This window comes from Amycolatopsis sp. lyj-23, from assembly GCF_046549135.1.
GTDB lineage: Bacteria > Actinomycetota > Actinomycetes > Mycobacteriales > Pseudonocardiaceae > Amycolatopsis.
Map to the genome: position 1 here is coordinate 194992 of NZ_JAJPWN010000020.1, position 25825 is coordinate 220816.

The 25825-nt window shown below is 71.5% G+C and carries 23 protein-coding genes and 1 pseudogene; 12 read left to right on the forward strand and 12 right to left on the reverse strand.

Annotation, left to right across the window (positions count from 1 at the left end; all coding sequences use genetic code 11):
* Position 1: 1 nt before the first annotated feature.
* Genes ACLJPY_RS40420 through ACLJPY_RS40430 form a run of 3 tightly spaced genes read left to right on the forward strand, consistent with a single transcriptional unit; the run spans position 2 to position 2420 of the window.
* On the forward strand, positions 2 to 307 hold the full coding sequence (locus tag ACLJPY_RS40420; RefSeq protein WP_033261827.1) for an NAD(P) transhydrogenase subunit alpha: 306 nt from the start codon (positions 2 to 4) through the stop codon (positions 305 to 307).
* Positions 304 to 1692: an NAD(P)(+) transhydrogenase (Re/Si-specific) subunit beta gene (locus ACLJPY_RS40425; protein WP_410596239.1), complete on the forward strand. Its 1389-nt coding sequence runs from the start codon at positions 304 to 306 to the stop codon at positions 1690 to 1692. The genes ACLJPY_RS40420 and ACLJPY_RS40425 overlap by 4 nt, the downstream gene beginning before the upstream one ends.
* The gene (locus ACLJPY_RS40430) at positions 1689 to 2420 is read left to right on the forward strand and encodes a lipoate--protein ligase family protein (RefSeq protein ID WP_410596240.1); all 732 of its coding nucleotides are present in this window, start codon (positions 1689 to 1691) and stop codon (positions 2418 to 2420) included. Before ACLJPY_RS40425 ends, ACLJPY_RS40430 begins: the two co-directional genes overlap by 4 nt.
* 13 nt (positions 2421 to 2433) lie before the next feature.
* Here the strand turns inward: ACLJPY_RS40430 and ACLJPY_RS40435 are convergent, their stop codons facing one another.
* Positions 2434 to 2964 carry a histone-like nucleoid-structuring protein Lsr2 gene (locus ACLJPY_RS40435; RefSeq protein WP_410596241.1) on the reverse strand — a complete coding sequence of 177 codons (531 nt, stop codon included), beginning with the start codon at positions 2962 to 2964 and terminating at the stop codon, positions 2434 to 2436.
* Positions 2965 to 3106: 142 nt separating this feature from the next.
* Here ACLJPY_RS40435 and ACLJPY_RS40440 point away from each other — a divergent pair, with 142 nt between their 5' ends.
* Positions 3107 to 4495, forward strand: coding sequence for a dihydrolipoyl dehydrogenase family protein (locus tag ACLJPY_RS40440; RefSeq protein WP_410596242.1), 1389 nt, complete (start codon positions 3107 to 3109; stop codon positions 4493 to 4495).
* Positions 4496 to 4498: 3 nt separating this feature from the next.
* On the opposite strand, the gene ACLJPY_RS40445 is transcribed toward ACLJPY_RS40440, so the two are convergent.
* A complete protein-coding gene (locus ACLJPY_RS40445; protein WP_410596243.1) occupies positions 4499 to 6610 on the reverse strand; it encodes a hypothetical protein in 2112 nt (703 codons plus the stop codon).
* 272 nt (positions 6611 to 6882) lie between these two features.
* On the opposite strand from ACLJPY_RS40445, the gene ACLJPY_RS40450 reads away from it, so the two are divergent.
* Together ACLJPY_RS40450 and ACLJPY_RS40455 are read left to right on the forward strand one after the other, a co-directional pair.
* Positions 6883 to 7386, forward strand: a complete 504-nt coding sequence (locus tag ACLJPY_RS40450; protein ID WP_360265473.1) for a DUF3145 domain-containing protein — start codon at positions 6883 to 6885, stop codon at positions 7384 to 7386.
* 31 nt (positions 7387 to 7417) lie between these two features.
* Positions 7418 to 8020 carry a hypothetical protein gene (locus tag ACLJPY_RS40455; protein ID WP_410596244.1) on the forward strand — a complete coding sequence of 201 codons (603 nt, stop codon included), beginning with the start codon at positions 7418 to 7420 and terminating at the stop codon, positions 8018 to 8020.
* A 47-nt stretch (positions 8021 to 8067) separates the two neighbouring features.
* Here ACLJPY_RS40455 and ACLJPY_RS40460 read toward each other — a convergent pair whose 3' ends face one another.
* From ACLJPY_RS40460 to ACLJPY_RS40485, 6 genes are all read right to left on the reverse strand, one after another.
* On the reverse strand, positions 8068 to 9318 hold the full coding sequence (locus ACLJPY_RS40460) for a beta-ketoacyl-[acyl-carrier-protein] synthase family protein (protein ID WP_410596245.1): 1251 nt from the start codon (positions 9316 to 9318) through the stop codon (positions 8068 to 8070).
* A gap of 28 nt (positions 9319 to 9346) precedes the next feature.
* Positions 9347 to 9592, reverse strand: a complete 246-nt coding sequence (locus tag ACLJPY_RS40465; RefSeq protein WP_004559006.1) for an acyl carrier protein — start codon at positions 9590 to 9592, stop codon at positions 9347 to 9349.
* A 74-nt stretch (positions 9593 to 9666) separates the two neighbouring features.
* Complete coding sequence (locus tag ACLJPY_RS40470; protein WP_410596246.1) at positions 9667 to 10650, reverse strand: beta-ketoacyl-ACP synthase III; 984 nt, start codon at positions 10648 to 10650, stop codon at positions 9667 to 9669.
* Positions 10647 to 11570: an ACP S-malonyltransferase gene (locus ACLJPY_RS40475; RefSeq protein WP_410596247.1), complete on the reverse strand. Its 924-nt coding sequence runs from the start codon at positions 11568 to 11570 to the stop codon at positions 10647 to 10649. The genes ACLJPY_RS40470 and ACLJPY_RS40475 overlap by 4 nt, the downstream gene beginning before the upstream one ends.
* 177 nt (positions 11571 to 11747) lie before the next feature.
* On the reverse strand, positions 11748 to 12203 hold the full coding sequence (locus tag ACLJPY_RS40480) for a nitroreductase/quinone reductase family protein (RefSeq protein ID WP_410596248.1): 456 nt from the start codon (positions 12201 to 12203) through the stop codon (positions 11748 to 11750).
* Positions 12204 to 12301: 98 nt separating this feature from the next.
* Positions 12302 to 13516 carry a PucR family transcriptional regulator gene (locus tag ACLJPY_RS40485; protein WP_410596249.1) on the reverse strand — a complete coding sequence of 405 codons (1215 nt, stop codon included), beginning with the start codon at positions 13514 to 13516 and terminating at the stop codon, positions 12302 to 12304.
* Between the two features lie 116 nt (positions 13517 to 13632).
* On the opposite strand from ACLJPY_RS40485, the gene ACLJPY_RS40490 reads away from it, so the two are divergent.
* From ACLJPY_RS40490 to ACLJPY_RS40510, 5 genes are all read left to right on the forward strand, one after another.
* The gene (locus tag ACLJPY_RS40490) at positions 13633 to 14538 is read left to right on the forward strand and encodes an ABC transporter ATP-binding protein (protein WP_410596250.1); all 906 of its coding nucleotides are present in this window, start codon (positions 13633 to 13635) and stop codon (positions 14536 to 14538) included.
* Positions 14535 to 15755, forward strand: coding sequence for an ABC transporter permease (locus tag ACLJPY_RS40495; protein WP_410596251.1), 1221 nt, complete (start codon positions 14535 to 14537; stop codon positions 15753 to 15755). Before ACLJPY_RS40490 ends, ACLJPY_RS40495 begins: the two co-directional genes overlap by 4 nt.
* Positions 15756 to 16006: 251 nt before the next feature.
* Positions 16007 to 16780: a mechanosensitive ion channel family protein gene (locus ACLJPY_RS40500; RefSeq protein ID WP_410596252.1), complete on the forward strand. Its 774-nt coding sequence runs from the start codon at positions 16007 to 16009 to the stop codon at positions 16778 to 16780.
* Positions 16781 to 16996: 216 nt separating this feature from the next.
* Complete coding sequence (locus ACLJPY_RS40505) at positions 16997 to 17716, forward strand: MOSC domain-containing protein (protein ID WP_410596253.1); 720 nt, start codon at positions 16997 to 16999, stop codon at positions 17714 to 17716.
* Positions 17717 to 17770: 54 nt separating this feature from the next.
* Positions 17771 to 18409, forward strand: coding sequence for a nicotinamide riboside transporter PnuC (locus ACLJPY_RS40510; protein WP_410596254.1), 639 nt, complete (start codon positions 17771 to 17773; stop codon positions 18407 to 18409).
* On the opposite strand, the pseudogene ACLJPY_RS40515 reads toward ACLJPY_RS40510, so the two are convergent.
* Together ACLJPY_RS40515 and ACLJPY_RS40520 are read right to left on the reverse strand one after the other, a co-directional pair.
* Positions 18390 to 19987, reverse strand: a pseudogene (locus tag ACLJPY_RS40515) (L-lactate permease). The gene ACLJPY_RS40510 and the pseudogene ACLJPY_RS40515 overlap by 20 nt on opposite strands.
* Before the next feature lie 109 nt (positions 19988 to 20096).
* On the reverse strand, positions 20097 to 20696 hold the full coding sequence (locus tag ACLJPY_RS40520; protein ID WP_410596255.1) for a TetR/AcrR family transcriptional regulator: 600 nt from the start codon (positions 20694 to 20696) through the stop codon (positions 20097 to 20099).
* A gap of 70 nt (positions 20697 to 20766) precedes the next feature.
* On the opposite strand from ACLJPY_RS40520, the gene ACLJPY_RS40525 reads away from it, so the two are divergent.
* Complete coding sequence (locus ACLJPY_RS40525) at positions 20767 to 21522, forward strand: SDR family oxidoreductase (RefSeq protein WP_410596256.1); 756 nt, start codon at positions 20767 to 20769, stop codon at positions 21520 to 21522.
* On the opposite strand, the gene ACLJPY_RS40530 is transcribed toward ACLJPY_RS40525, so the two are convergent.
* Together ACLJPY_RS40530 and aceE are read right to left on the reverse strand one after the other, a co-directional pair.
* The gene (locus ACLJPY_RS40530; RefSeq protein WP_410596257.1) at positions 21519 to 22730 is read right to left on the reverse strand and encodes an alpha-hydroxy-acid oxidizing protein; all 1212 of its coding nucleotides are present in this window, start codon (positions 22728 to 22730) and stop codon (positions 21519 to 21521) included. The two genes, ACLJPY_RS40525 and ACLJPY_RS40530, sit on opposite strands and share 4 nt — an antisense overlap.
* A 74-nt stretch (positions 22731 to 22804) precedes the next feature.
* Positions 22805 to 25600, reverse strand: a complete 2796-nt coding sequence (aceE, locus tag ACLJPY_RS40535; protein WP_410596258.1) for a pyruvate dehydrogenase (acetyl-transferring), homodimeric type — start codon at positions 25598 to 25600, stop codon at positions 22805 to 22807.
* Positions 25601 to 25825 lie beyond the last annotated feature (225 nt).

The following is a 25825-nucleotide window of genomic DNA, read 5'->3' on the forward strand; positions in this document are numbered from 1 at the left end:
GTTGGTGCAGAACCTGGCGGTGCTGGTGCTCGCCGGGTTCGTCGGCTTCGCCGTCATCTCGAAGGTGCCCAACACCCTGCACACGCCGCTGATGTCCGGCACGAACGCCATCCACGGCATCGTGCTGCTGGGCGGGCTGGTCGTGCTCGGCCTCGGCGTCGACGGCGTCTTCAACAAGATCCTGCTGGTGATCGCCATCGCCTTCGGCACGATCAACGTCGTCGGCGGCTTCCTGGTCACCGACCGGATGCTGTCGATGTTCAAGGCGAAGAAGCCCGCTCCGGCCGATGAGGAGGAGACGAAGTGACCGACTTCATCGCGATCCTCTACATCATCGCGTTCGCCCTCTTCATCTACGGCCTGATGGGCCTCACCGGCCCGCGCACCGCCGTCCGCGGCAACTGGATCGCCGCGGTCGGCATGGGCATCGCCGTCGTCGCCACGCTGCTCACCCCGGGGATGGGCAACTGGCTGCTCATCGCCCTCGGCGTCGGGATCGGCGTGGTCGTCGGCGTCCCGTCGGCGCGCAAGGTCAAGATGACCGCGATGCCGCAGATGGTGGCCTTGTTCAACGGCGTCGGCGGCGGCGCGGTCGCGCTCATCGCCTGGGTCGAGTTCAACTCCACCGACGGCTACGCGCACGAGCCGCTGTACATCGCCATCGCGTCGCTGTTCGCCGCGATCATCGGGTCGATCTCGTTCTGGGGCTCGAACGTCGCGTTCGGCAAGCTCCAGGAGCTGATCAGCGGGCGCCCGATCACCCTCGGCAAGCTGCAGCAGCCGGTGAACCTGCTGCTCCTGGCGGTCGCGGTCGTGTGCGCGGTGCTCATCATCACCGGCGGCGACAACGAGCTGCTGATCATCGGGCTGCTCGTCGCGGCGGGCGTCCTCGGCCTCACCGTCGTGCTGCCGATCGGCGGCGCGGACATGCCGGTCGTGATCTCCCTGCTCAACGCGTTCACCGGCCTCTCGGCCGCGGCGATGGGCCTGGCGCTGGACAACACGGCGCTGATCGTCGCGGGCATGATCGTCGGCGCGTCCGGCTCGATCCTGACCAACCTGATGGCCAAGGCGATGAACCGGTCCATCCCGGCGATCGTCGCGGGCGGCTTCGGCGGCGGCCCGGCGGTCGCGGCCGGCGGCGCGGCGAAGGAAGCCCGCCCGGTGCGCTCGACCAGCGCGGCCGACACGGCGATCCAGATGGCCTACGCCAGCAAGGTCGTGGTCGTGCCCGGGTACGGCATGGCCGTGGCGCAGGCGCAGCACACCGTCCGCGAGATGGCGAAGCTGCTGGAGAAGAAGGGCATCACGGTCGCGTACGCGATCCACCCGGTCGCCGGCCGGATGCCCGGGCACATGAACGTGCTGCTCGCCGAGGCCGACGTGCCGTACGAGCAGCTCAAGGAGATGGACGAGATCAACTCCGAGTTCGCCCAGACCGACGTCGCGCTGGTGATCGGCGCGAACGACGTCACGAACCCGGCCGCGCAGACCGACCCGAGCTCGCCGATCTACGGGATGCCGATCCTCAAGGTCAACGAGAGCCGGTCCGTGATCGTCCTGAAACGCGGGATGAGCTCGGGCTTCGCCGGCATCGACAACGACCTGTTCTACGATCCGAAGACCAGCATGCTCTTCGGGGACGCCAAGTCGTCGGTGGGCGAGATCGTGGAGGAACTCAAGGCGTTATGACGACCGGGTCGGATGTTCGTGCGGCGTTCACGGATCCGGCCGAGAATCTCGCGTTCGACGAAGCGCTCCTCCGGGTTGCGCCCGAGTCACCGGTGCTGTGGCTCTGGCGCAACCCGGTTTGCGTCGTGGTGGGGCGCGGGCAGCGAATCGCCCGCGAGGTGCGCGTGGCGGAGTGCGAGCGCGACGGCGTCCCGGTGCTGCGGCGGGCCAGCGGCGGCGGCACGGTGTTCCACGACCCGGGCAACCTGAACGTCACCCTCGTCCTGCCGGGCCCGGCGGACCGGCCGCTGGAGGCGCTCGGCCAGGTGATGAGCGCCGCCGTCGACCAGCTCGGGCTGGTGCCGCGGCTCGGCGACCGCGGGCTGTTCGTCGGGGACGCGAAGCTCTGCGGGTTCGCCGTGTTCCGCACGAAGACCGGCCTGCTGGCGCATTCGACGCTGCTGGTCGAGACGTCGGCCGGGCTCGTCGGCCGCTACCTGACCAGCGCGCCGCCGGACCCGCGGCCGTTCGACTCGCACCGCAGCCCGGTGGCGTCGCTGGCCGAGCACGGCCTGCGGCCCGGGTTTCCGGCGGTCGAGGCGGCCGTGCGGGCGGCGGCGTCGCAGCGGCTCGGAACGCTCGTGCCCCGGCCGCCGTCCGCGGCCGAGCTGGCGCGGCAGCGGGCGTTGCTGCACACCCGCTACCGCTACCCCCTCTGGCACGCCGACGGCGCCCAGCGCGCCGCTTGAGTCCTCTGTGGACTCACTCGGCCGCCGAGAACGTGACGGTCGGCACCTTGCGCGCGGCTTCCCTGGTGCTCTTGGTTTCCGCGGCCTTCTTGGCGCGGGCGGGCTGCGCGGGCTCGGCCTTCGCGCGGGTCGCCTTGGTCGTGGTGGTCTTCGCGTTGGTGCGCGCAGTCCTGGTGGACGCGGTTTTCGTCGGCGCAGCCTTGGCGGGCGCAGTTTTCGCAGGCGCAGTCTTCGCAGGCGCCGCCTTTGCGGGCACCGTCTTGGTGGCAGCGGCCTTGCCCGAGGCGGCTCTCGCGGTCTTGGCGGGCGCGGCCTTCGCGGCGGGCGCCTTCTTCGCGCCGGGGACGAGCCGCGGGCGGTTCTTGCGGCCGCCGGTGCGGCGCCCGGCGTCGGCGTAGCGCTGCAACAGCACGCGGAGGGTGTCGGCGTTGGCGAAGGAGAGGTCGATGTCGTAGTCGATGCCGTCCAGGCCGAACCCGACGGTCTCCGCCGCGGGCTCGCCGGTCAGATCATCCAGCACCTGCACCGCCGTGTTCTTGGCCACGACAAACCTCCCGTGCTCGAACGTGTGATGTGTTCGCGCGCACCGGGACCGACGGCACCCGGTGCCGCCGAAAACTTGCAGCTTCCTGACGGAGGATAGCCGCTGGCTTGCGTGATCCCGCGTAGTGGTGTGCGCTGAAGACATGGCTGCAGAGACTTTTGACGTAGTGGTGATCGGTGCCGGTCCGGTGGGGGAGGTGGCCGCCGAACGGGCGGCCCGCGGAGGCCTGAAGGTCGCCCTCGTCGAGCACGAACGCTTCGGCGGTGAGTGCTCCTACTGGGCCTGCATCCCGAGCAAGGCGTTGCTGCGGCCCGGAAACCTCCTCGCCGCCGCGAAGCGCGTGCCCGGCGTGCCGGTCGGCGACCGGATCGACCCGGCGGCGGTCTTCGCACGCCGTGACTGGTTCACCGGCAAGGGTGACGATTCGGGACAGGTCGACTGGGCGCGCGGCGCCGGCATCGAGCCGATCCGCGGGCACGGCGAGATCACCGGTGAGCGGGAGGTGACGGTCGGCGGTGACCGCGTGCTGACCGCGCGGCACGCGGTGATCGTCTGCACCGGCAGCGTGCCGAGCACGCCGTCGATCCCGGGGCTGGACACGATCCGGCCGTGGGGTTCGCGGGAAGCGACGTCGGCCTCCTCGGCGCCGCCGCGCCTCGGCGTCCTCGGCGGCGGCGTGGTCGGCGTCGAGATGGCGCAGGCGTTCGCGTCGCTCGGCTCGGAGGTCCACCTGGTCATCAGCGGTCCGCGGCCGCTGCCGCGCAACGCGTCGTTCGCGGGTGACCTCGTGCTGCAGGGGCTGCGCGACGCCGGCGTCGAGGTGCACACGGACTCGGGGGTTTCGCAGGTCGCCGCCGGGGACTCCGGGACGTCGCTGACGCTGAAGGACGGTTCGACGGTCGTCGTCGACGAGTTCCTGGTCGCGACCGGCCGCCGTCCCGCGACCGCCGGGCTCGAGCGCTTCGGCATCGAGCCCGGACGGCCGCTGGAGGTGGACGACACCGGCCGCGTGTCCGCAGTGGACGGTGGCTGGCTGTTCGCGGCCGGCGACGTCACCGGCCGGGCACCGCTGACCCACCAGGGCAAGTACGGCGCCCGCGCGGCGGGCGACACGGTGGCGGCGCTGGCCGTGGGAAAGCCGGTCTCGACGGAGCCGTGGAGCCGGTTCACCGCGACGGCCGACCACCACGCGGTACCGCAGGTGGTGTTCACCGACCCGGAGGTGGCGGCGGTCGGCCTGGCGGACGCGCGGCCGGGGTCGGCCGACCGGGTCGTCGACATCGACATCGCGGTGGCGGGATCGTCCCTGCACGCGGACGGCTACACCGGCAAGGCGCGGATGGTCGTCGACACCGAGCGGAACGTGCTCTTGGGTGTGACGTTCGTCGGCCAGGACGTCTCAGAGCTGCTGCATTCGGCGACGATCGCGATCGTCGGCGAGGTGCCGCTGGACCGGCTGTGGCACGCGGTGCCGTCGTTCCCGACGATCAGCGAGGTGTGGCTGCGGCTGCTGGAGGCGTACGGGCTCTGAGTGTCAGTGGGCGGGCAGGTCCAGGGCGGCTTTGGCCGCCCTGGCCAGGCCGGGATCGTCCGCAGTGGACGGTCCCGGCGCCCAGACGGCCTGCACGATTCGGACGGAGGAGCCGTCGAGTTTGCTGGCGTAGGCGGCGTTCTCGAACCGCGGGGCGGGCGTGGCGCCCCACTGGGCGGTCTCGGTCGCGAGATCGAGGATCCCGCCCCCGCCGGGTGTGTCGGCAACGGCCTTGAAGGCGGCGGCCTGCGCGGCATCGGGGAAGGCGACGACCCCGACGGTGACGGCCCCGGAGCGCCCGTCGACGGTGGCGGCGTAGCTGGCGCGCTGCACGCCTGAGCAGCTGGTCCGCTGCAGGCTGGCTTGGGCATCGCCGAAGGCGTGCGAGGCACACCGCTGATCTTCGGCGGCGGCGCGGAGGGCGAACTGCAGGCTCCGAACCGGAGCGGCAGGCGGCGGCGCGGCTTTCGCGGTGACGGGAGGAGGGGGCGGCGGGGCGGGCGCGGCGTCGGTCCGGCCCCCGGAGGTGGCCACGACGACGGCGGCGACGACGAGCAGCGCGAGCGCTCCGATGGCGGCCAGGGGGAGCCAGCGGACGGTCCGGGAGGCGGGTTCGGGCTCGGACGCGGGCCGGGGGTGCGGGAAGGGCTGCGGGGAGTCCTGCGGCGGCTCGGGTTCGGTGGGGTGCGGGGTGGGTCGGGTGGGTTTCGGGTAGGGCGAGGGCCGGGGTTTGGCCTGAGGTGGCTCGGGTTCGGCGGGGCGCTCGGGCTCGGCTTCGGTGGCCGGTGCTTCGGCTGGCTCGCTGTTCGGTGAAGGAAGGCGAAGGTTTTCGGTGCGCTCGGCCTCGGTGGCGGGGTACGGCGTGGCCGCCTCGGCTCGGGTGGACGCGGCCGAAGGAGGACCGGCCGGTTGGGCTTCTGCGGTCGGTGGTGCAGCGGGCTCGGGCGCTCGGTTGGTTTCGGCGGCTGGGGCTTCGGCTGGCTCGCTGTTGGGCGAGGGCAGGCGGAGGTTTTCGGTGCGCTCGGTCTCGGTGCCGGAAGACTCGTTCGGTTCCGCTTCGGCGGCGGAAGACTCAGGCGGTTCTGCGGTCTCGGTGCCGGGGAACACCGGCTGGGCCGAGGCGTCTGCTGGCTGGCTTGGCACGCCGGCGGCCGGAAGAACCTCGGTGTGGCCAGCCTCTTCCACCGGGGGTGCGCCGACCAGCTGCGGTGAAGAATCGGCAGGTTCGGTTGATTTCTCGGGAGCAACTACCTCAACCAGGTCGGCCGCGGGATTCTCTGCCCCAGGCGACCCCGCCGAGGAGTCTGCGGGAGAAAGCACCTCAGTGCCCCCGCCTGCCGAAGCAGCCTCCGCGGAAACCTCCGCTGCAACCCCACCAGCGGGCTCCGGGGCGGCTTCCACCGGGGGTTCGGTCCGCCAGTCGGTCGCCGCCGAGACCGCGGCGATCGCCGGCGACCCCGAAGCCGCCGCGGCGGGATCGTCCCAAAGGGACTCCGGGGGCGAATCGTCGGTCATCCGGCCGAAGCCCTCGCCCAGCAGGACCTCGTCCGGCAGCTCCGGGGCCGACGGGGCCAGCCCGCGGATCAGCGCCCGCACCTGGTCCACCGACCTCGGCCGGTGGGCCGTGGCCAAGGACACCGTGGCCGCCAGCATCGTCGTCGGGGTCGGGTGGAGCACGCGGACCGGGCCCGCCAGGTCAGCCGCCGGCTGGTCGACCGTCTCCACGTACGGGCCCACCGCGATGATCGTGCCCACCGGGGCCGTTCCCGGCACCAGCGCCGCGATCCGCTTCTCGCACGCCTGGGAAATGTCCAGGGCCTCGGTGGCCGGGTTCACCGAGTCGTCGTCCGCGACCAGGGGCCAGCCGTCCGCCTTCCAGGGGCCGCCCAGGGGTGCTTCCAGGCGCAGGGCCGGGTCCGGCAGGTCCACGCCGATCACGATGATCACGCCGTGGGGCAGCAGGACCACCGCCTCGATCGGACGGTCCGCCACGCCGCCGACGCCCACCAGTGCGATGCCGCCGATCACCGTGCCGCCGCGGCCCAGGGACGCCAGTGCCGCCCGGATGTCGTCCGCCACCCGGGACTGCTGCCGCTCGAGGCGCACCAGTCGCACCGCTGTCCCTCCCTGCTCGTCGTTCCGGGTCAACACGCTAGCGCGCCCAGCGCAATGATCCGTGCGACACGGGCGCGCCGCGGCCGCTTGCCCACCGAAAGTGGGGCGGCGGGTGACTTGTGGTGTTCATGTGGCCAAACAGCACGGTTGGGGTGCAGAATGTGCTACAACGCATCGGAGGCGGCATTCGGGAGCCGCGCTGAAGCCGTTCCGCAGCTCGAGACAGGGCGTAGGGGAAGACGTCCCTCGTCGAGCAACAAGCGGAGGTAGCAGTGAGCACCCGTGGCAGCACCCGAGGTGTGGTGTACGTCCACTCGTCGCCGTCTGCGGTGTGTCCGCACGTCGAGTGGGCCATTTCGGGCACCCTGGGTGCCCGCGTTGACCTGAAGTGGACGGCGCAGCCGGCCAGTCCGGGTCAGCTTCGCGCCGAGTGCGGCTGGCGCGCGCCCGCGGGCACCGGCGCCAAACTGGCGGCCGCGCTCAAGGCGTGGCCGATGCTCCGGTTCGAAGTGACCGAAGAGCCCAGCGCGGGCGTCGACGGCGAACGGTTCTGCTTCGCGCCCGGCCTCGGCCTGTGGCACGGCCGGACCAGCGCCAACGGCGACATCGTGGTGGGCGAGGACCAGCTGCGCGCGCTCGTCAGCATGACCCGCGGTGGCGAGTCCCTCGCGCACAAGCTGGACGAGCTCCTGGCCGCGAGCTGGGACGAGGCGCTCGAGCCCTTCCGCCACGCCGGTGACGGCGCGCCGGTGACCTGGCTGCACCAGGTCGGCTGAGCCGCGGGACGGGGGCCGGTACGCTTCCGGCGTGACCACCCCCGCCCCCAGCTCTCGCCAGCGCTGGCTGGTGCCCGTCGTGGTCGTGGTGCTGTCCGTGACCGTCGGCGGCGGTCTGCTCGCGCGCGAGCTCTACCGCCGGCCCGACCAGCCCGCCGACGACACCGCCGGCCCGGTGCCGACGTCGTCCGTGCCGAGCAGTGGCGTGCCGGGCGCAGCGGGCGCGGCGGGCGAGGTGCGGATGACCGACGACGCGCGGGCGCACCCGCAGGCCGATGCCGTCCGCAAAGTCCTGCTGACCTACTTCGACGCCATCAACACCAAGCAGTACCAGAAGTGGACCAGCGTGGTCAGCGCGGACCGGGCGGCTCAGCAGCCGCTCGCCGACTGGAAGAACGGTATTCGCTCCACAACGGACAGTGACGCCCTCGTCTACCGGATCGAGCGCGGCTCGGGCTCGTCGCTGCGGGTCCTCGTCGGGTTCACCAGCCGGCAGAAGACCGAGGACGCTCCGCTGTTCTTCCGGGAGCCCTGCATCAAGTGGCGGCTCGTGATGCCGATGATCGTCGAAAAGTCCGGCTTGAAGATCGACACCGTCGACGGCGGTCCCCCGCCCGAGCACGAGAAATGCTGAAAAGGGCCCGGCCGAAGCCGGGCCCTTCTTCGTCGGTTCCTGAAAACTCAGGCCGCCGGGGTGAACAGCAGCGCGGTGTTGTGGCCGCCGAACCCGAACGAGTTGCTGATCGCCGCGGTCAGCTCGACCTTGCGCGGCTCGCCGGCGACGACGTCCAGCTGCACCCGCGGGTCCAGGTCGGTCAGGTTCAGCGTCGCCGGCACGATGCCGTGGTAGAGCGACAGGATCGTGATGATCCCCTCGACCGCGCCCGCGCCGCCGACCAGGTGGCCGAGCGAGCCCTTCGGCGCCGTCACGACCGGGTGTTCCCCGACCGCGTTGCGGATCGCCGCCGCCTCGCCGATGTCACCGACCACAGTGGACGTCGCGTGCGCGTTCACGTGCCCGACGTCCGCCGCGGTGACGCCGGCCATCTTCATCGCCGCGCGCATCGCGGCGATCTGGCCGATGCCCTCGGGGTGGTTGCCGGTGATGTGGTAGGCGTCCGAGGTGATGCCGTGCCCGGCGATCGTCGCGTAGACGCGCGCCCCGCGGGCCTTGGCCAGGTCCGCGCGCTCCAGGATGACCACGCCGGCTCCCTCGCCGAGGACGAAGCCGTCGCGGTTGGAGTCGAACGGCCGCGACGCGCTCGCCGGGTCGTCGTTGCGGGTGGAGACCGTGCGGGCCTGGGCGAACCCGGCCAGCGTGATCGGGTGGATGCACGCTTCAGCGCCCCCCGCGACCACGACGTCGGCGCGCCCGGAGCGGATCATCTCCACCCCGCTGGCGATGCCCTCGGCACCCGAGGCGCAGGCCGAGGCCGGGGAGTGCACCCCGGCCCGCGCCTTGAGGTCGATGCCCACGTGCGCGGCCGGGCCGTTCGGCATCAGCATCGGCACGGTCAGCGGCGACACCTTGCGGAGACCCTGCTGGTGCAACAGGTCGTTCTGGGTGAGCAGGGTGACCGGGCCGCCGACGCCGGTGCCGATCGACACGCCGAGGCGGTCGGGGTCGACGTCGGTGTGCTCGTCGGTCGGCTCGGTGTACCCGGCGTCGGCCCACGCCTGGCGGGCGGCGATCAGCGCGACCTGCTCGCAGCGGTCCAGCCGGCGGGCCTGCACCCGCGGGAGGACCTCCGAAGGATCGACGGCCAGCTGACCGCCGATCTTCACCGGCAGCTGCAGTTCCTCGACCCAGTCGGCCTCGATCGCCCGGACCCCGCTCCGCCCGGCCAGCAGACCGTCCCAGGTGGACGTGACGTCCCCACCGAGCGGTGTGGTGGCGCCGAGACCGGTGATCACGACGTCGAAGTTGCTCATTCGAGTCTCCTCAAGGAGGGAAGAGGACTTACTTGGAGTTGGCCGACACGTAGTTCACGGCGTCGCCCACGGTCTTCAGGTTGGCGAGCTCGTCGTCCGGGATCTTGACGCCGAACTTGTCCTCGGCCTGCACGGCGATCTCGACCATCGACAGCGAGTCGATGTCCAGGTCGTCCACGAACGACTTCTCGGCGGTGACGTCGTCCTGAGCCACACCGGCCACCTCTTCGACGATCTCGGCGAGGCCGGCGAGGATCTCAGCGTTGTCAGCCATGGGGTAGTTCCCTTCTCGGTCTTTCTGGGGGTCTGTTGCCCTCGGGCGAGTGCCCGCGGGGAGCGTAACGGTGGTCAGGGGCAGACGAACGCCTGCCCGGCGTAGGACAGGCCCGCGCCGAACCCGACCGCCAGCACCACGTCGCCGGGCTTGGCCGTCCCGGCCTTGCGCATGTGGTCCAGCGCGAGGGGGATGGACGCCGACGAGGTGTTGCCGGAGTACTTGATGTCGTCGGCGACGACCATGTCGTCGCGGGCGCCGTTGGCCCGCAGCTTCTTGGCGATCGCCTCGACGATCCGCAGGTTCGCCTGGTGCGGGATCAGCACGTCCACATCGGACGGCTTCAGCCCGGCGGCGTCGAGCGCCTGCATCGCGATCGGCGCGATCTTCGTGGTCGCCCACCGGAAGACCGACTGGCCCTCCTGGTAGATGTACTTCTCGTCGCGCATGTAGATCAGGTCGACCAGGTCGCCCGCGCTGCCCCACGACACCGGGCCGATCTCCGGCTCGTCGGACGGGCCGACGACCGCGGCGCCCGCGCCGTCGGCGAAGATGATCGCGTTGGCCCGGTCGAGGGGGTCGACCGAGTCGGTGAGCTTCTCCGCGCCGATGACCAGGACCTTCTGCGCCGAGCCGGCCCGGACGAGGTCGGAGGCGACGCCGAGGCCGTAGCAGAACCCCGCGCACGCCGCGTTGAGGTCGAACGCACCGGGGCTGGGGATGCCGATCCGGGCGGCGACCTGGGCGGCGGCGTTCGGGATCAGCGTCGGCATGGTGCAGTTCGGCAGGATCACCGTGTCCACTTCGGACGGATCGACGCCGGCGTCGGCCAGCGCGGCGGTGCCCGCGGCGACGGCCATGTCGGTGAGCAGCTCGTCCTTCTCGGCGAACCGGCGCTCGACGATCCCGACGCGGGTCTGGATCCACTCGTCGTTGGTGTCCATGACCTGCGACAGGTCGTCGTTGGTGACGACCTTCTCGGGCTGGTAGCTGCCGACACCCAGCACGCGGCTGCCGCGGGAGCCGGTGCGCAGGCTCAGGGCGGGTCGGTCGGTCACGAGGCGTCCTCCTGGCGCAGCGCCGCCAGCTCGGCCGGCGTCTTCAGCGCGGTGATAGTGGTGACGACGCCCTTGAGCTGCCGCTTGACCAGGCCGGTCAGGGTGCCCGCGGGCGCCAGTTCGATCGTGCGGGTGACGCCGAGCGAGACCAGGCCGTCCATCGTCAGGTCCCAGCGGACCGGGCGGGTGACCTGGGAGACCAGGCGCGCCAGGTACTCGGCCCCGCTGCTGACGACCGTACCGTCCGCGTTGGACAGCAGCGGCCGGGTGGGGTCGGCCGGGGTCAGCTCGGCGGCGTGGGCGCGCATCGCCTCTTCGGCGGGCGCCATGTACTGCGTGTGGAACGCGCCGGCGACCTTGAGGGCGCGGATCTTCGTGCCTTCGAGGGGCTCGGCGACGATCTTCGCGATGGTGTCCGCGGCACCGGAGGCGACGATCTGGCCGGCACCGTTGCGGTTCGCCGCGGTCAGGCCCTGCTCTTCGAGCCACGCGACGACCTGCTCGGGGTCCCCGAGCATGACGGCGGCCATCGACGTCGGTTCCAGCGCGCACGCCTTCGCCATCTCGGCCCCGCGGACGGCGGCGAGCGCGACGGCGTCCTCCGGCTTGAGCACCCCGGCGATGGCGGCGGCCGCGAGCTCGCCGACGGAGTGACCGGCGACCGGCGCGTCGGCGGGCACCGGCGCGGTGGCCTGGAGGTGCTCGAAGGTGAGCAGCGACAGCGCCACGATCAGCGGCTGGGCGATCGCGGTGTCCTGGATCTCGTCGGCGTCCGCCTCGGTGCCGAGGCGGAGCAGGTCGAGCCCGGCGCGCTCGGACCACTGCGCGACGCGCTCGCGCGCGCCGTCGAGGTCGAGCCAGGGCGTGAACATGCCGGGGGCCTGGGACCCCTGGCCGGGAGCGAGGACTGCTGCTGTCACCCTTCAAGACAACACGGCGGAGGGTGTTTCCCGGGATGCCGACGTTCACAGTGTCTGTGCGGCGTCTTTGTCGGAACCCTCCAAAGATGCACGGCAGAAGCTCGCGCGTAACCCGGATGCCTTGTCGGGTTCAATCACCTTTCGCTGTTAAGTCCATCACGTGACGCCCGTCTCGGATCAGGCCTGCGGGGTGAGCAGGACGACCGGGATCACGCGGTCGGTCTTCCGCGCGTACTCGTCGTAGAGGGGGAAGATCGCCGCCATCTCCGCCCACAGGCGGCCGCGCTCGCCGGGGGTCGCCACCCGGGCACGGGCGGTGAACCGGCGGGTGCCGACCTGGACGCCGACGCTCGGCTCGTCCAGGAGGTTCTTGTACCACGCCGGGTCGTCGTCGGCGCCGCCTTTGGACGCGACGACGACGAAGTCGTCCCCGGAGGTGCCGTAGATCAGGCAGGTCCGCCGGGGCCGGCCGGTCCGGCGGCCGGTGGTGGCCAGGATGAGGGTGCGCACCCCGTTCGACTCGTGCCCGACGGTGCCACCCGAGGCCAGGTACGTGCGGGTCTGCTCGGCGACCCAGTCCCATTGCGGGTCGGTGGAGTCGGTGGCGCGATCGAGGTCCTCGGCGACGGCCATGGTGACGTCCTTTCCTCGGAGGGGGTTTCAGCGGAGCTGTTCGGCGAGCGCGACGATGATGCCGTCGGAGCCGTCGCCGGGTTCTCGACACCCGGCGATCACCAGAGCCCGCGGGCCCTCGCCAGCCGCCCGACGGTCAGCGCGATCCGCAGCACCAACGCGTCCCGCGGGTCGGTCGCCTGGCAGCCGGTGAGCTCCGCGGCCTTCCGCAGCCGGTACCGGACCGTGTTCGGGTGGACGAACAGCGTCTTCGCGCACGTCTCCAGCACGCCGCCGCTCTCCAGGTACGCCTCCACCGTGCGCTGCAGGGTCGGGCCCGCCTCCTCGAGCGGGCGGGCGATCGTGTCCACCAGCAGGCGTTCGGCCTCCGCGTCGCCCGACAGCGCGCGCTCGGGCAGCAGGTCCGCCGAACGCACCGGGCGGGGCGCGCCCGGCCAGCCGACCACCGCGCGCAGTCCCGACAACGCCTCCGTCGCGCTGTGGTGGGCCTCCGCCAGCGTCCGCACCGTCGGGCCGGCGACCACCGGGCCGTCGGCGAACGCCACCGACATCCGGGCCAGGATTTCCCGCTCCTTCACCCCGCCGTCGGTCGGGCCGCCGACCACGACCACCAGCCGCGAACCCTGCACCGACAGCAGCACCGGACGGCCGACGCGGGCCGCGCGGCTGCGGACCTCGAACACGACCGTCGGCGGGTCCTCCGACGGCGGGTTGCCGACGAGCACCGTGGCGGCGGCGGAGGGATCCCAGCCCAGCGCCGTGGCCCGCGACAGCACCGACTCCTCGGCGTCGCCACGGACGATGCCGTCCACGACCAGCGCCTCCAGCCGGGCGTCCCACGCGCCGCGCGCCTCCGCCGCGGCGGCGTAGGAGTTCGCCGCCGCGAAAGCGATTTCCCGGCCGTAGCGCAGGATCCCTTCGATCAGAGCGGCCCGTTCGGTCTCGTTCGCCGCGAATTCCGGCAGCTGCTCCTCGAAGACCTCGATGGCCAGCCGGACCATCCCGACCGCCTGGCGCAGGCTGATCCAGCGCGACAGCTCGGCCGGTGCGTCGCGGAACGCCTCGGTCGTGAGCTTCAGCGCCTCCTTGGAGTCGCGCAACCACGAGACGAAGCCGGCGGCCCCGGCCTGGGTGATCAGCAGGACGCTCGCGCGCTGGTCGGCGGGCAGCCGGGCGAACCAGGGCAGCCGCCGTTCCATCACCGCGATGCTCGCGCTCGCCAGGCTGCCGGACGCGTGCTCCAGCCGCCGGAGCGTCTTCGCGGACAGTCCGTGGTGCTTCGGCACCCGGCGCGCGGCGGTGGTTCCATCCATGGCGCCCGCGATCCTACGTGCCCGCAACTTTGGTAGCCCCGCGCGGCAACGCGCGAGGCTAGGCGGAGCGTGTACGCACTGCCTAGGATCGGGCCACACAGAACGGGGGAACCGGAATGCCCGGTTTAGAGATCGACGGGGTGTCCAAACGCTACGGTGACGTGGTCGCCCTGCGGGAAATGACGTTCGACGTCCGGCCGGGGGAGCTGTTCGGCTTCGTCGGCAGCAACGGCGCCGGCAAGACCACGACCATGCGGATCGCGCTCGGGGTGCTGTCCGCCGACGGCGGCGAAGTGCGCTACGACGGCACGCCGGTGACGCACGAAACGCGCCGCCACATCGGCTACATGCCCGAGGAGCGCGGCCTCTACCCGAAGATGAAGGTCGCCGAGCAGCTGACGTACCTCGCGCGGCTGCACGGCATGCCCGCCGCCGACGCGCGGGCGTCGGCGGAGAAGTGGACCGAACGGCTCGGCGTCGCCGGCCGCCGCGACGACGAGGTGCAGAAGCTGTCGCTGGGCAACCAGCAGCGCGTCCAGCTGGCCGCGGCGCTGGTGCACGAGCCGCGGATCCTGGTGCTCGACGAGCCGTTCTCCGGCCTCGACCCGGTCGCCGTCGACGTGATGAGCCAGGTGCTGAAGGAGAAGGCGGCCGAGGGGGTGCCGGTCGTGTTCTCCAGCCACCAGCTCGATCTGGTGGAACGGCTGTGCGACCGCGTCGGCATCGTCCGGAGTGGACAGATGGTGGCGAAGGGGACCGTGGCCCAGCTGCGGTCCGGTGGTGCCGTCCGGCTGCGCGTCGACGTCCCGGAGGCCGCCGAAGGCTGGGCCGACGGCGTGCCCGGGGTGAAGGTGCTCGGCCGGACGGGCTCGGTGACCGAGCTCGAGCTGGGCGAGGACGCCGACGACCAGGCCGTGCTCAAGGCGGCGCTGGCCACCGGGCCGGTCCGCGAGTTCGCCCGCGAACAGCCGTCGTTGACCGAGCTCTTCCGTTCCGTCGTCACCCAGGAGGTCCAGGCATGAGCACCCCGGTCCCGGACGTCCGGCTGAGCCCGGCGGCGGCCGTCGGCCTGGTCGCCTCCCGCGAAATCGGCACGCGGGTGAAGTCGAAGGCGTTCCGCGTCAGCACGGTGATCATGCTGCTGCTGATCGTGGTCGGCATCGTGCTGATCAAGCTGATCGCCGGCGGCGGCGGGCCCGACGCGAAGGTCGGGTACACCGCGGCGACCGCCGGCTTCTCGGCGCCGCTGAAGGCGGCCGGGCAGACGGTCGACGAGAAGATCGAGACCACCCAGGTCGCCGACGAGGCCGCCGGTCGCGCGAAGCTGGCCGACGGTTCGCTCGACGCCCTGCTCACCGGCGACGGCAAGAGCGTGCACGTCCAGGTGAAGAAGGACCTCGACGGCAAGCTCGCGAACGTCCTGCAGCTGCTGTCCCAGCAGGTGGCGGTCGATCGGCAGGTGACGGCGCTCGGCGGGAACCCGGTGCAGTTCCAGGCGGCGATCGCCTCGGCGAAGTACGTCGAGGACCCGCCGCTGGAGCAGCCGTACGACTACAACGGCCAGCAGCTGGTGCTGGGCATCGTGGCCGGCATCCTGATCTACCTGTCGCTGATGATCAACGGCCAGACCGTGGCCCAGGGCGTCGTCGAGGAGAAGACGTCGCGGGTGGTCGAGCTGCTGCTGTCGACCATCAAGCCGTGGCAGCTGATGGCCGGGAAGGTGCTCGGCATCGGCGTGGTCGGGCTGATCCAGATGCTCGTCATCGGGATCGGCGGGGTGGTCGCCGGGCTGGCCACCGGCGTGCTGACCATTTCCGTTTCGGCGGCCGTGGGCACGGTCGTCTGGCTGATCGTGTGGTACCTGCTCGGGTTCTTCATGTACTCGATCGTGTTCGCCGCGCTCGGGGCGCTGGTTTCGCGCCAGGAAGACGTCGGCGGCGCGACGATGCCCGCCCTGATGTTCGTGATCGCCGGGTACGTCATCGGCATTTCCGTGCTGCCGTCGGATCCGGGCAACACGTTCGTCGAAGTGCTTTCGGTGATTCCGGTGTTCTCGCCGACGCTGATGCCGATGCGGCTGGCGATGGGCGGGGTGCCGGTTTGGGAAGCGGTGGTGTCGGTGGGGCTCGTGGTGCTGCTGATTCCGGCGCTGATCTGGCTGGCCGCGCGGATCTACCGGAACGCGGTCATGCGCACGGGCGCGAAAGTGAAGCTCCGCGACGCCCTGCGCGCCGCCTGAGGTTCTTCCGCTGTTCATCCGGCCCCCGGCGCCCCCGGGGGCCGGTTTTTCCGGATAATGCTCGAGGCCGCCCGGCGCTTGCGGTTTACGCTGCGCCGGACGGCCTCGTCTCCCCGGTCCCCACCGGTAGAACCAGTATGGCCGCCAACGATCTTCGCGCGCCAGTCGTCTCACTCGATCGTGGGGCGCACGAGTTGCCGCCCCCGGGTACTTGATCGACGATCCGGTGCAAATCCGTGGAGGGAGTCGGTATGGGCCAGCAACTGAAGGACGGGCTCGGGCAGGCGTGGAGTTTGGTGGCCACGTTCGTGCCGAAGCTCGTGGGATTCCTGATCATCCTGCTGATCGGCTGGCTGATCGCGAAGGCCGTCTCGAAAGGGCTGGCGCTCGTGCTCGGGAAAGCCGGTTTCGGGAAACTCGTCGAGCGGACCGGCCTGAGCGGGAAGATCGGCCAGCAGAAGATCGACGCAACCGGGATCCTCGTCAAATTGGTGTATTACTTCATTCTGCTGATCGCGCTGCAGCTGGCGTTCGGCGTGTTCGGGCCGACGAACCCGGTCAGCCAGTTGCTCAACGACATCATCGCGTTCCTGCCGCGGATCGTGGTGGCACTGGTGCTCGTGGTGGTGGCCGCGGCCATCGCGAAGGTGGTGCGGGACGTCGTCGCGTCGGCGCTGTCCGGCCGCGGCGCGGCGCGCCCGCTTTCGCTGGGCGCGTACTGGCTGATCATGGCGTTCGGCATCATCGCGGCGCTGGGCCAGGTGAACATCGCGACGGCGATCACCGGCCCGGTCCTGATCGCGGTGCTGGCGACGATCGGCGGCGTGATCGTGGTCGGCTTCGGCGGCGGCCTGATCAAGCCGGCCCAGGACCGCTGGCGCGGCTGGCTGGCCAACATGGAACACCAGCTGGAGACGCCGCAGCAGCGCACGGGTGAGATGCCGACGGCCGCCCGCCCGCGCACGACGGTGGGGGCGGACAACACCCCGACCCCGCCGGCCGGCACCCCGCGCCCGCAGGGCTGAGCCGAGGGGAGTCGCGCGGGCCCGGCGGTCGGGGAAGCCGCCGGGCCCGCTTCTCGCGGCGGGGGATCGAAGGTCCAGCGGTACGGCACGCCGCCGGTCGGCAGGTGGGCGGCGCGGGCCCGGAGCCGGGAAGCCGTGCACCGACCGCCGGCCGAGCACCGCGATCCCGGCGTTCGGCGGAGCCGCCGGGCCCGGTCCGGGCGTTACCCTGATCCGATGGGGGTCGTGGCGGCGCTGTGGCGCTATCCCGTGAAGTCGATGGCCGGCGAACGGCTGACCGAGGCGGTGCTCGACGAGCGCGGCCTCGACGGCGACCGCCTGTACGCCGTCCGGGATCCCGACGGCAAGTTCGGCAGCGGCAAGAACTCCGACCGGTTCCGCCGGATGCCCGGCCTGCACACCTTCGCCGCCCGATACGACCACGACGTCCCGGTGGTCACCTTCCCGGACGGGCGCGAAATCCGCGGCGACGACCCCCGGGTGCACGCCGAACTCGCCACCTCCCTCACCTTCCCCGGCGTCGAGCTGGCGAAGGAAGCCGGTCTCCCGCACCACGACGAAGCACCCGTCCACCTGGTCACGACGTCGTCGCTGGCCTGGCTGGCCGAGCGCACGCCCGGCGTGGCGCTCGACGAACGGCGGTTCCGGGCCAACGTCCTGCTCGACACCGGCCCGGCGCCGGAGCTCGCCGAGAACGCCTGGGTGGGGGAGCGCGTCCGGATCGGCGAGGTCGAGCTGGAAATCCTGCGCGAAGCGTTCCGGTGCGTGATGGTCGGCCTGCCGTGCGACGAGCTCCCGGCCGCGCCCGGACTGCTCAAGACCCTCGGCGACACCGCAGGCACGACCTTCGGCGTGCAGGCCCGGGTCGTCCGCGGTGGCACGCTGCACGTCGGCGACGTCCAAAGCGTGGGATGTTCCGCCCCTCACAGTCCCTAGGGAATTCACCCCGGCCGGAGCATGTTGGGAGCGGTAGGACGAAAGGGGCGTGACGTGGACTTCCTGCTGCACCACGGGATCACCGTGCTCGGCCAGTGGATTTCGATCGCGGAGCTCGCCGGGCAGGTGTTCGCGCTCGCCGTCGTGTTCCTCGCGCAGCGTCGCACCCTGTGGACGTGGCCCGTGCAGGTCGGGGCCACCGTGCTGCTGTTCGCCGTCTACGTCTCCGCGCACCTCGGCGGCCTCGCCGCGCGCCAGGTCGCGATCCTCGCCATCTCCGTCTACGGCTGGTGGGCCTGGACGCGCCGCCAGGACCCGGTGTTCGGCGTCGTCGTCCGCAAGGGCCGGCTCACCGAACGGCTGGCCATGCTCGGGGCCTTCGTCGTCGGCACCACCGTGATGGCGCTGGTGCTCGACGCGCTGCACGCGTCCTGGGCGCCCTGGCCGGACGCCGCCATCTTCGTCGGCACCCTCGTCGCCTTCGGGGCGCAGGGCCTGGGGCTCGTCGAGTTCTGGCTGGTCTGGCTGGCCGTCGACGCGATCGGCGTGCCGCTGCAGATCTCGTCCGGGCTGTACTTCTCGGCCGCGATCTACATCGTCTTCGCCGGGCTCGTCGTGCACGGCTGGTGGAGCTGGAACCGCTCCGCCCAGCGCGTCGCCGCGCGGCCCGGGGTCACGGCAGCATCCAGCTGAGCGCCGCGGTGCTCTGACCCCACACGATCAGGCACATCGCGAGCAGCAGCCCGAGGCTCCACGGCAGCACCTTCCGCAGGAGCTTGCCCTCCTCGCCGGGCAGGTTGGCCGCCACGCACGCGATGGTCAGGTTCTGCGGTGACACCATCTTGCCGAGGACACCGCCGGAGCTGTTCGCCGCGGCCAGCAGGCCCGTCTGGTGCGCCGCGGTCACCTGCAGCGCGCCGAACAGCGCGTTCGCCGAGGTGTCGGACCCCGACACGGCGACGCCGAACCAGCCCAGCACCGGGGACAGGAACGCCAGGCCCGCGCCCGCGGCCGCGATGAACGTGCCGATGGTGCTGGTCTGGCCGGACAGGTTCATCACGTAGGCCAGCGCGAGCACCCCGGTCACCGTGAGGATCGCGAACCGCAGCTCCTTGACCGTGGCCAGCCACTCGCTCGCGGCGCCGCTCGCCTTCACCGCCAGCAGCGCCGCCGTGATGACGCCCGCCAGCAGCACCAGCGTGCCGCCGGTGTTGAGAAACGGCAGCGAGAAGGTGTTGCCGGAGACGGGTTTCCCGTTCGGCCCGGCGACGTCCAGCCCGGGCCAGTGGAACTTCCAGGTCGCCTTGTCCAGCAGCTTCTTCACCGGCGGCAGCACGGCGATCGAGAAGATCACGATGATGAGCAGGTACGGCAGGTAGGCCTTGACGACGTCGTCCCGCGAGTCCTCCGGCGGCGTCTCGGCGGTCGCCGTCCCGCCGGTGCCGGTGCGGACGGCTGCGGGCACCGGGCGCCGGGTCCGGGGCAGCGCCACCAGCGCGGCCGCGCCGGCGAGCGCCGCGCCGATGTCGGCCAGCTGCGGCGAAACGAAGTTCGAGGCGAGGAACTGCACGACTCCGAACGCGACGCCGCAGACGAGCGCGGGCAGCCAGGTGTCCTTCAGGCCGCGCTTCCCGTCGACGATGATCACCAGCAGCAGCGGCACGACCAGCGCGAGCAGCGGCGTCTGCCGCCCGACGATCGACGACACCTCCTGCAGCGGCAGGCCGGTGACCTGGGCGAGGGTGACGACCGGCGTGCCCATCGCGCCGAAGGCGACCGGTGCGGTGTTGGCGACCAGCGCGCGACGGCGGCCTTGACCGGGTGGAACCCGACGGCGACCAGCATCACGGCGCTGATCGCGACCGGCGCACCGAACCCGGCGAGGGCCTCCATCAGCGCGCCGAAGCAGAAGGCGATGATCAGGGCCTGGATGCGCGGGTCGTCGGAGATCCGGCCGAACGAGCGCCGCAGAACGTCGAAGTGCCCGGTCCGCACGGTGAGCCGGTAGATCCACAGCGCGTTGACGACGATCCACATGATCGGCCACAACCCGAACGCGGCGCCCTGCAGCGCCCCGGAGACGGCCTGCACGACCGGCATCCCGTACGCGGCGACGCCGACGACGAGCGCGACCAGCAAGCCGATCAGCGCGGCGTGGTGCGCCCGCATCCGGACGACGCCGAGCAGGACGAGGACGGTGGCGAGCGGCAGCACGGCGACGAACGCCGACAAGCCCAGCGAGCCCAGGGGAGTCAGATCCTGCACGAACACGGGCGACCTCCGTTTCCACGATGCGAAAACGGCCTTTCGGCGGGTGCCCGAGATCTTCGTCACAAACCAGGCGGTCCGTCAAGGAGTTGAGACCGGTTGGCGCAATGGGTCAGGACTTGACCGGCCGGGGCAGCACGTCGAGCGCGGTCTCGGCGATCGCCCGGATCTCCTCGGGTCCGACGCCGCCCTTGCCCAGTGCTTCGAGGCCGCGCAGCACCGCCAGCACGAGCCCGCCGAGGCGGGCGGCATCCGGGCCGGGGTCGAGGTCGCCCGCGCGCTGCGCGCCCGCGATGCACGCCGTCAGGTAGCCCTGCAGGTCGCGGAACGCCCGCGCGGTCCGCGTGGCGACGGCCTCGTCGTGCTCCGCGCATTCGGCGGCGCCCTTCGCCATCAGGCAGCCGCGGCGCTCGCGGTCGGCGACGACCGACTCGGCGATCGCCCGCACGTGATCGCACAGCCGCCGGTAGGCCGTGTCGTCGGGGCCTTCGAGCTGGTGCCGCACCCCATCGGTCGCTTCGCCGCAGTAGTAGTCGTAGACGCGCAGGTAGAGCGCGTGCTTGTCGCCGAAAGCGCCGTAGAGGCTGCCCTTGCCGAGGCCGGTCGCGGCGGCGAGGTCGTCGACCTTCGTGCCGGCGTACCCGTGTTCCCAGAACTGGTCCCTGGCCGCGCGCAGGACCGCTGCCTCGTCGAAGCTCCGGGGTCTCGCCATGGGGTCAGGCTACCTGTTCTTGACTATCTCGTCCAGAACGGCGTATGTTCTGGACGAGATAGTCAAGAACTTGGAGGGCATCGTGAACCTGGAGAACAAGACCGCGGTCGTGACCGGCGGCAGCACCGGCATCGGGCTCGCCATCGCGAAGCGGTTCGCGGCCGAAGGTGCGCACGTGTTCATCACGGGCCGGCGCAAGGAGGCCCTCGACGACGCGGTCGCCGAGATCGGCGGCGACGTGACGGCGGTGCGGGCGGATTCGGCGAACCTGGCCGACCTCGACGAGCTCTACCGCGCGGTGGCCGAGCGCGGCCGCGGGCTGGACGTCGTCGTGGCGAACTCCGGCGGCGGCAGCTTCGCGCCGCTCGGGGAAATCACCGAGGAGCAGTTCGACAGCACGTTCGGCACCAACGTCAAGGGTGTCGTCTTCGCCGTCCAGAAGGCGCTGCCGCTGCTGAACGCGAACGCGTCGATCATCCTGACCGGCTCGACGACGTCGACCCGGGTCGGCCCGGCGTTCAGCGTGTACGCGGCGACGAAGGCGGCGGTCCGCAACTTCGCCCGCAGCTGGGCGGTCGACCTCAAGGGGACGGGCACGCGGGTCAACGTCCTGAGCCCGGGGCCGACGCGCACCCCGGGCCTGCTGGGCCTGGTGCCCGCCGAAGAGCAGCAGGGCCTGGTCGACGGCCTCGTGGCGGAGGTGCCGCTCGGCCGCCTCGGCGACCCGGCGGAGATCGCCGCCGCAGCGCTGTTCCTGGCTTCCGACGAGGCCAGCTTCGTCAACGGGATCGAGTTCTTCGTCGACGGCGGCCAGGCGCAGGTCTAACGCAGGGTGGCGTGGCTCGGCGTCAGGTCCTTCAGGGTCCGGACGCCGAGCAGCTGCATCGTGCGGACCATCTCCGTCCGCAGGATGTCCACGCACCGCTGGACGCCGCGCTCGCCGCCGGCCATCAGGCCGTACAGGAACGCGCGGCCGATCAGGACCGCGTCCGCGCCGCGGGCGATCGCCGCCACGATGTCGCCGCCGGACAGGATGCCGGTGTCGATCCAGACCTCGGCGCCGCCCTGGAGCTCGTCCAGCACCGCGGGCAGCAGCTCCAGCGGCGTCGGGGCGCGGTCGAGCTGGCGGCCGCCGTGGTTGGACAGCAGCACCGCGTCGGCGCCGTGCTTCACGACGTCACGGGCGTCGTCGACGTTCTGGACGCCCTTGACCACCAGCTTCCCGGGCCAGGTCCGGCGGACCCAGTCGAGGTCGTCGTAGTTCAGCGTCGGGTCGAACAGCTTGTTCAGCAGCTCGGCCACCGTGCCGCCGAACTGGTTCAGTGACGCGAACGTCAGCGGCTCGGTGGTGAGCAGGTTGAACCACCACGCCGGGTGCGTCGCGCCGTCGAGGAACGTCTTGAGCGTGAGCGCCGGCGGGATGGTCAGCCCGTTGCGGACGTCCCGCAGCCGGGCACCCGCGACCGGGGTGTCCACGGTGAGCATGAGCGTGTCGTAGCCCGCGGCCCACGCCCGATTCATCAGATCTTCGCCGGCGCCGTGATCGCGCCAGACGTAGAGCTGGAACCACTTGCGCGCGCCGGGCGCGGCCTCGGCGAGGTCCTCGATCGACGTCGTCGCCATCGTCGAGAGACCGACCGGGATGCCGTTGCGCTCGGCGACGCGGGCCACCGCGCGCTCGCCCTCGTGCTGCATCATCCGCGTGAAGCCGGTGGGCGCGAAGGCGAACGGGAGTGCGGACGTCTGGCCGAGGACCTCGCGGGTGGTGTCCACATCGGACACCCCGCGCAGCACGTTCGGGTGGAACTCGACGCGGCGGTACGCCTGCCGGGCGCGCAGCAGGCTGTCCTCGAGTTCCGCCGCGCCGTCGGTGTAGTCGAACGCCGCCCGCGGCGTGCGCTTGCGCGCGATCATCCGCAGGTCGGCGATCGTGTGGGCGTTCGCCAGCCGCCGGTCCGTCGGGTTCAGCACGATCGGCTTCGGCCGCAGGATCTGCTGGAGCTCGGCCGGTTTCGGCAGTCGGCGCTTCGTCACCCTGATCAACTCCCTAACGCACGCGGGACCCGGCAGACATCGGATGTCTGCCGGGTCCCGAACCTAGCAGCAGGTCACGCGTTCCCGGCTTCCGACGTCTGCGGCCCGGCGGCCGCGATGTCGTCGAGCCGGTACTTCGTGGCCGCTTCGAGGACCTTGGCCTGGTCGACCTCGCCGCGCTTGGCCAGGATCGACAGCGCCCCGACGGTGATCGACTCGGCGTCGACCAGGAACTTCCGCCGCGCCGCCGGCCGGGTGTCGGAGAAGCCGAACCCGTCGGTGCCCAGCGTCAGCATGTCGGTCGGGACGTACGGGCGGATCAGGTCCGGCACCGCGCGCATCCAGTCCGACACCGCCACGACCGGTCCGTTCGCGCCCTTGAGCGCCTCGGTGACGTACGGCACGCGCGGCTCGCTGCCCGGGTAGAGCAGGTTGTCGTGGTCGATCTCGACGGCCTCGCGCCGCAGCTCGGTCCACGACGTCGCCGACCACACCGCGGCCCGCACGCCCCACTCTTCGGCCAGGAGCTTCTGCGCCTTGAGCGCGTCCGGCATCGTGACGCCGGAGACGAGGATCTGCACCTCCGGACCGTCGCCCTCCGGGGCGTCGGCGTACTTGTACAGCCCCTTGAGCAGGCCGTCGACGTCGAGGTCTTCCGGCTCGGCGGGCTGCTGGTACGGCTCGTTGTAGATCGTCATGTAGTAGAAGACGTTCTCGCCGTTGCCGTCCGGGCCGGCCTCGCCGTACATCCGGCGCAGGCCGTCCTTGACGATGTGCGCGATCTCGAACGACCACGCCGGGTCGTAGGCCACCGCGGCCGGGTTGGTCGCCGCCAGCAGCAGCGAGTGCCCGTCCGCGTGCTGCAGGCCCTCACCCGTCAGGGTGGTCCGGCCGGCGGTGGCGCCGAGGACGAACCCGCGGGCCATCTGGTCGGCGGCGGCGTACAGGCCGTCACCGGTCCGCTGGAACCCGAACATCGAGTAGAAGATGTAGATCGGGATCATCGGCTCGCCGTGCGTCGCGTACGACGTGCCGACGGCGGTGAACGACGCGGTCGAGCCGGCCTCGTTGATGCCCTCGTGCAGCAGCTGGCCCTTCTCGGACTCCTTGTAGGCCAGCATCAGGCTCGCGTCGACCGAGGTGTACGTCTGGCCGTGCGGGTTGTAGATCTTGGCCGTCGGGAACATCGAGTCGAGGCCGAAGGTGCGGGCCTCGTCCGGGATGATCGGGACGACCCGCTTGCCGATCTCGGAGTCCTTCGCCAGCTCGCGGACCAGCCGGACGAACGCCATCGTGGTGGCGACCTCCTGCTTGCCGGAGCCCTTGCGGATGCCCTCGTAGACCTTGTCGCCGGGCAGGACGAGCGCCTTGGCGGCCTTGGGACGGCGTTCCGGCAGGAACCCGCCGAGCGCCTTGCGGCGGCCGATCATGTACTCGATCTCGGGCGAGTTCGCGCCCGGGTGGTAGTACGGCGGCAGCTTCGGGTTGCGCTCGAGCTCCTCGTCGCTGATCGGGATCCGCTGCGAGTCGCGGAACAGCTTCAGGTCGTCGAGGGTGAGCTTCTTCATCTGGTGCGTGGCGTTGCGGCCCTCGAACGCCGGGCCCAGGCCGTAGCCCTTGATCGTGTGGGCCAGGATCACCGTCGGCTGGCCGTGGTGCTCCAGCGCCGACTTGTACGCCGCGTACACCTTGCGGTAGTCGTGGCCGCCGCGCTTGAGGTTCCAGATGTCGGCGTCGGAGAGGTCCTTGACCAGGTCCTTCGTCCGCGGGTCGCGGCCGAAGAAGTGCTCGCGGACGAAGGCGCCGTCGTTGGCCTTGTACGTCTGGTAGTCACCGTCCGGGGTGACGTTCATCAGGTTGACCAGGGCGCCGTCGCGGTCGGCGTGCAGCAGCGAGTCCCACTCGCGGCCCCAGATCACCTTGATGACGTTCCAGCCGGCGCCGCGGAAGTACGACTCCAGCTCCTGGATGATCTTGCCGTTGCCGCGCACCGGGCCGTCGAGCCGCTGCAGGTTGCAGTTGATCACGAAGGTCAGGTTGTCGAGGCCCTCGCCGGCCGCGACGTGGATCAGGCCGCGGGACTCGGCCTCGTCCATCTCGCCGTCGCCGAGGAACGCCCAGACGTGCTGGTCGTCGGTGTTCTTGATGCCGCGGTCGCGCAGGTAGCGGTTGAACCGGGCCTGGTAGATGGCGTTCATCGGGCCGAGGCCCATGGACACCGTCGGGTTCTCCCAGAAGTCCGGCATCAGCCGCGGGTGCGGGTACGACGGCAGGCCGCCGCCCTCGCCGGCGTGGCTGTACTCCTGGCGGAAGCCGTCGAGCTGCGACTCGCTCAGCCGGCCCTCGAGGAACGCGCGGGCGTAGATGCCGGGGGAGGCGTGGCCCTGGATGTAGATCTGGTCGCCGCCGCCGGAGTGGTCCTTGCCGCGGAAGAAGTGGTTGAAGCCGACTTCGTAGAGCGCGGCCGAGGAGGCGTAGGTCGAGATGTGGCCGCCGACGCCGACGCCGGGGCGCTGCGCCCGGTGCACCATGATCGCGGCGTTCCACCGGATGTAGGCCCGGTAGCGGCGCTCGATCTCCTCGTCGCCGGGGAACCAGGGCTCGTTCTCGGTGGGGATGGTGTTGACGTAGTCCGTCGAGGTCAGGGCCGGGACGCCGACGTTCCGCTCCCGGGCGCGCTCGAGGATGCGCAGCATCAGGTACCGGGCCCGCTGCTGCCCGCCCCTCGCCAGAGCCTCGTCGAAGGAGTCCAGCCACTCGGCGGTCTCCTCCGGGTCGATGTCGGGCAGGTGCGCCGCCAGTCCGTCACGGATGACGCGTACGCGTGCCGGGGTCTCCTTGCCGGAGGCGCCGTCGTTCTGCGGGGCCAAGGGGTCTCCTTGCGAAAAGTTGTAGCCGGTGGTGCTCGTGCGCGGGGGTGTACGACTCTCCATCGTCGTCTTCCGTCCCGGCTTCCGCACCGCTACTTGTCGGTAACATGGACCGGCCCGGTCGAGCCACTCCCGGCGCGCGGTGTATCGCGCGCGCGTTTTCTTCTCCCCCACCCTAGGGGACGACCCCCGCGGGGGTGGCAGAGCGGGGGCGCCAGGCACCCG

Excerpts from the sequence above, each read along its gene's own strand:
- ACLJPY_RS40480 (WP_410596248.1), bottom strand. The coding sequence starts at position 12,203 with ATGGCCGTCGCCGAGGACCTCGATCGCGCCACCGACTCCACCGACCCG.
- ACLJPY_RS40485 (WP_410596249.1), bottom strand. The coding sequence starts at position 13,516 with ATGGATGGAACCACCGCCGCGCGCCGGGTGCCGAAGCACCACGGACTG.
- ACLJPY_RS40500 (WP_410596252.1), top strand. The coding sequence starts at position 16,007 with ATGGGCCAGCAACTGAAGGACGGGCTCGGGCAGGCGTGGAGTTTGGTG.
- ACLJPY_RS40440 (WP_410596242.1), top strand. The coding sequence starts at position 3,107 with ATGGCTGCAGAGACTTTTGACGTAGTGGTGATCGGTGCCGGTCCGGTG.
- ACLJPY_RS40505 (WP_410596253.1), top strand. The coding sequence starts at position 16,997 with ATGGGGGTCGTGGCGGCGCTGTGGCGCTATCCCGTGAAGTCGATGGCC.
- ACLJPY_RS40465 (WP_004559006.1), bottom strand. The coding sequence starts at position 9,592 with ATGGCTGACAACGCTGAGATCCTCGCCGGCCTCGCCGAGATCGTCGAA.
- ACLJPY_RS40430 (WP_410596240.1), top strand. The coding sequence starts at position 1,689 with ATGACGACCGGGTCGGATGTTCGTGCGGCGTTCACGGATCCGGCCGAG.
- ACLJPY_RS40490 (WP_410596250.1), top strand. The coding sequence starts at position 13,633 with ATGCCCGGTTTAGAGATCGACGGGGTGTCCAAACGCTACGGTGACGTG.
- ACLJPY_RS40460 (WP_410596245.1), bottom strand. The coding sequence starts at position 9,318 with ATGAGCAACTTCGACGTCGTGATCACCGGTCTCGGCGCCACCACACCG.
- ACLJPY_RS40495 (WP_410596251.1), top strand. The coding sequence starts at position 14,535 with ATGAGCACCCCGGTCCCGGACGTCCGGCTGAGCCCGGCGGCGGCCGTC.
- ACLJPY_RS40520 (WP_410596255.1), bottom strand. The coding sequence starts at position 20,696 with ATGGCGAGACCCCGGAGCTTCGACGAGGCAGCGGTCCTGCGCGCGGCC.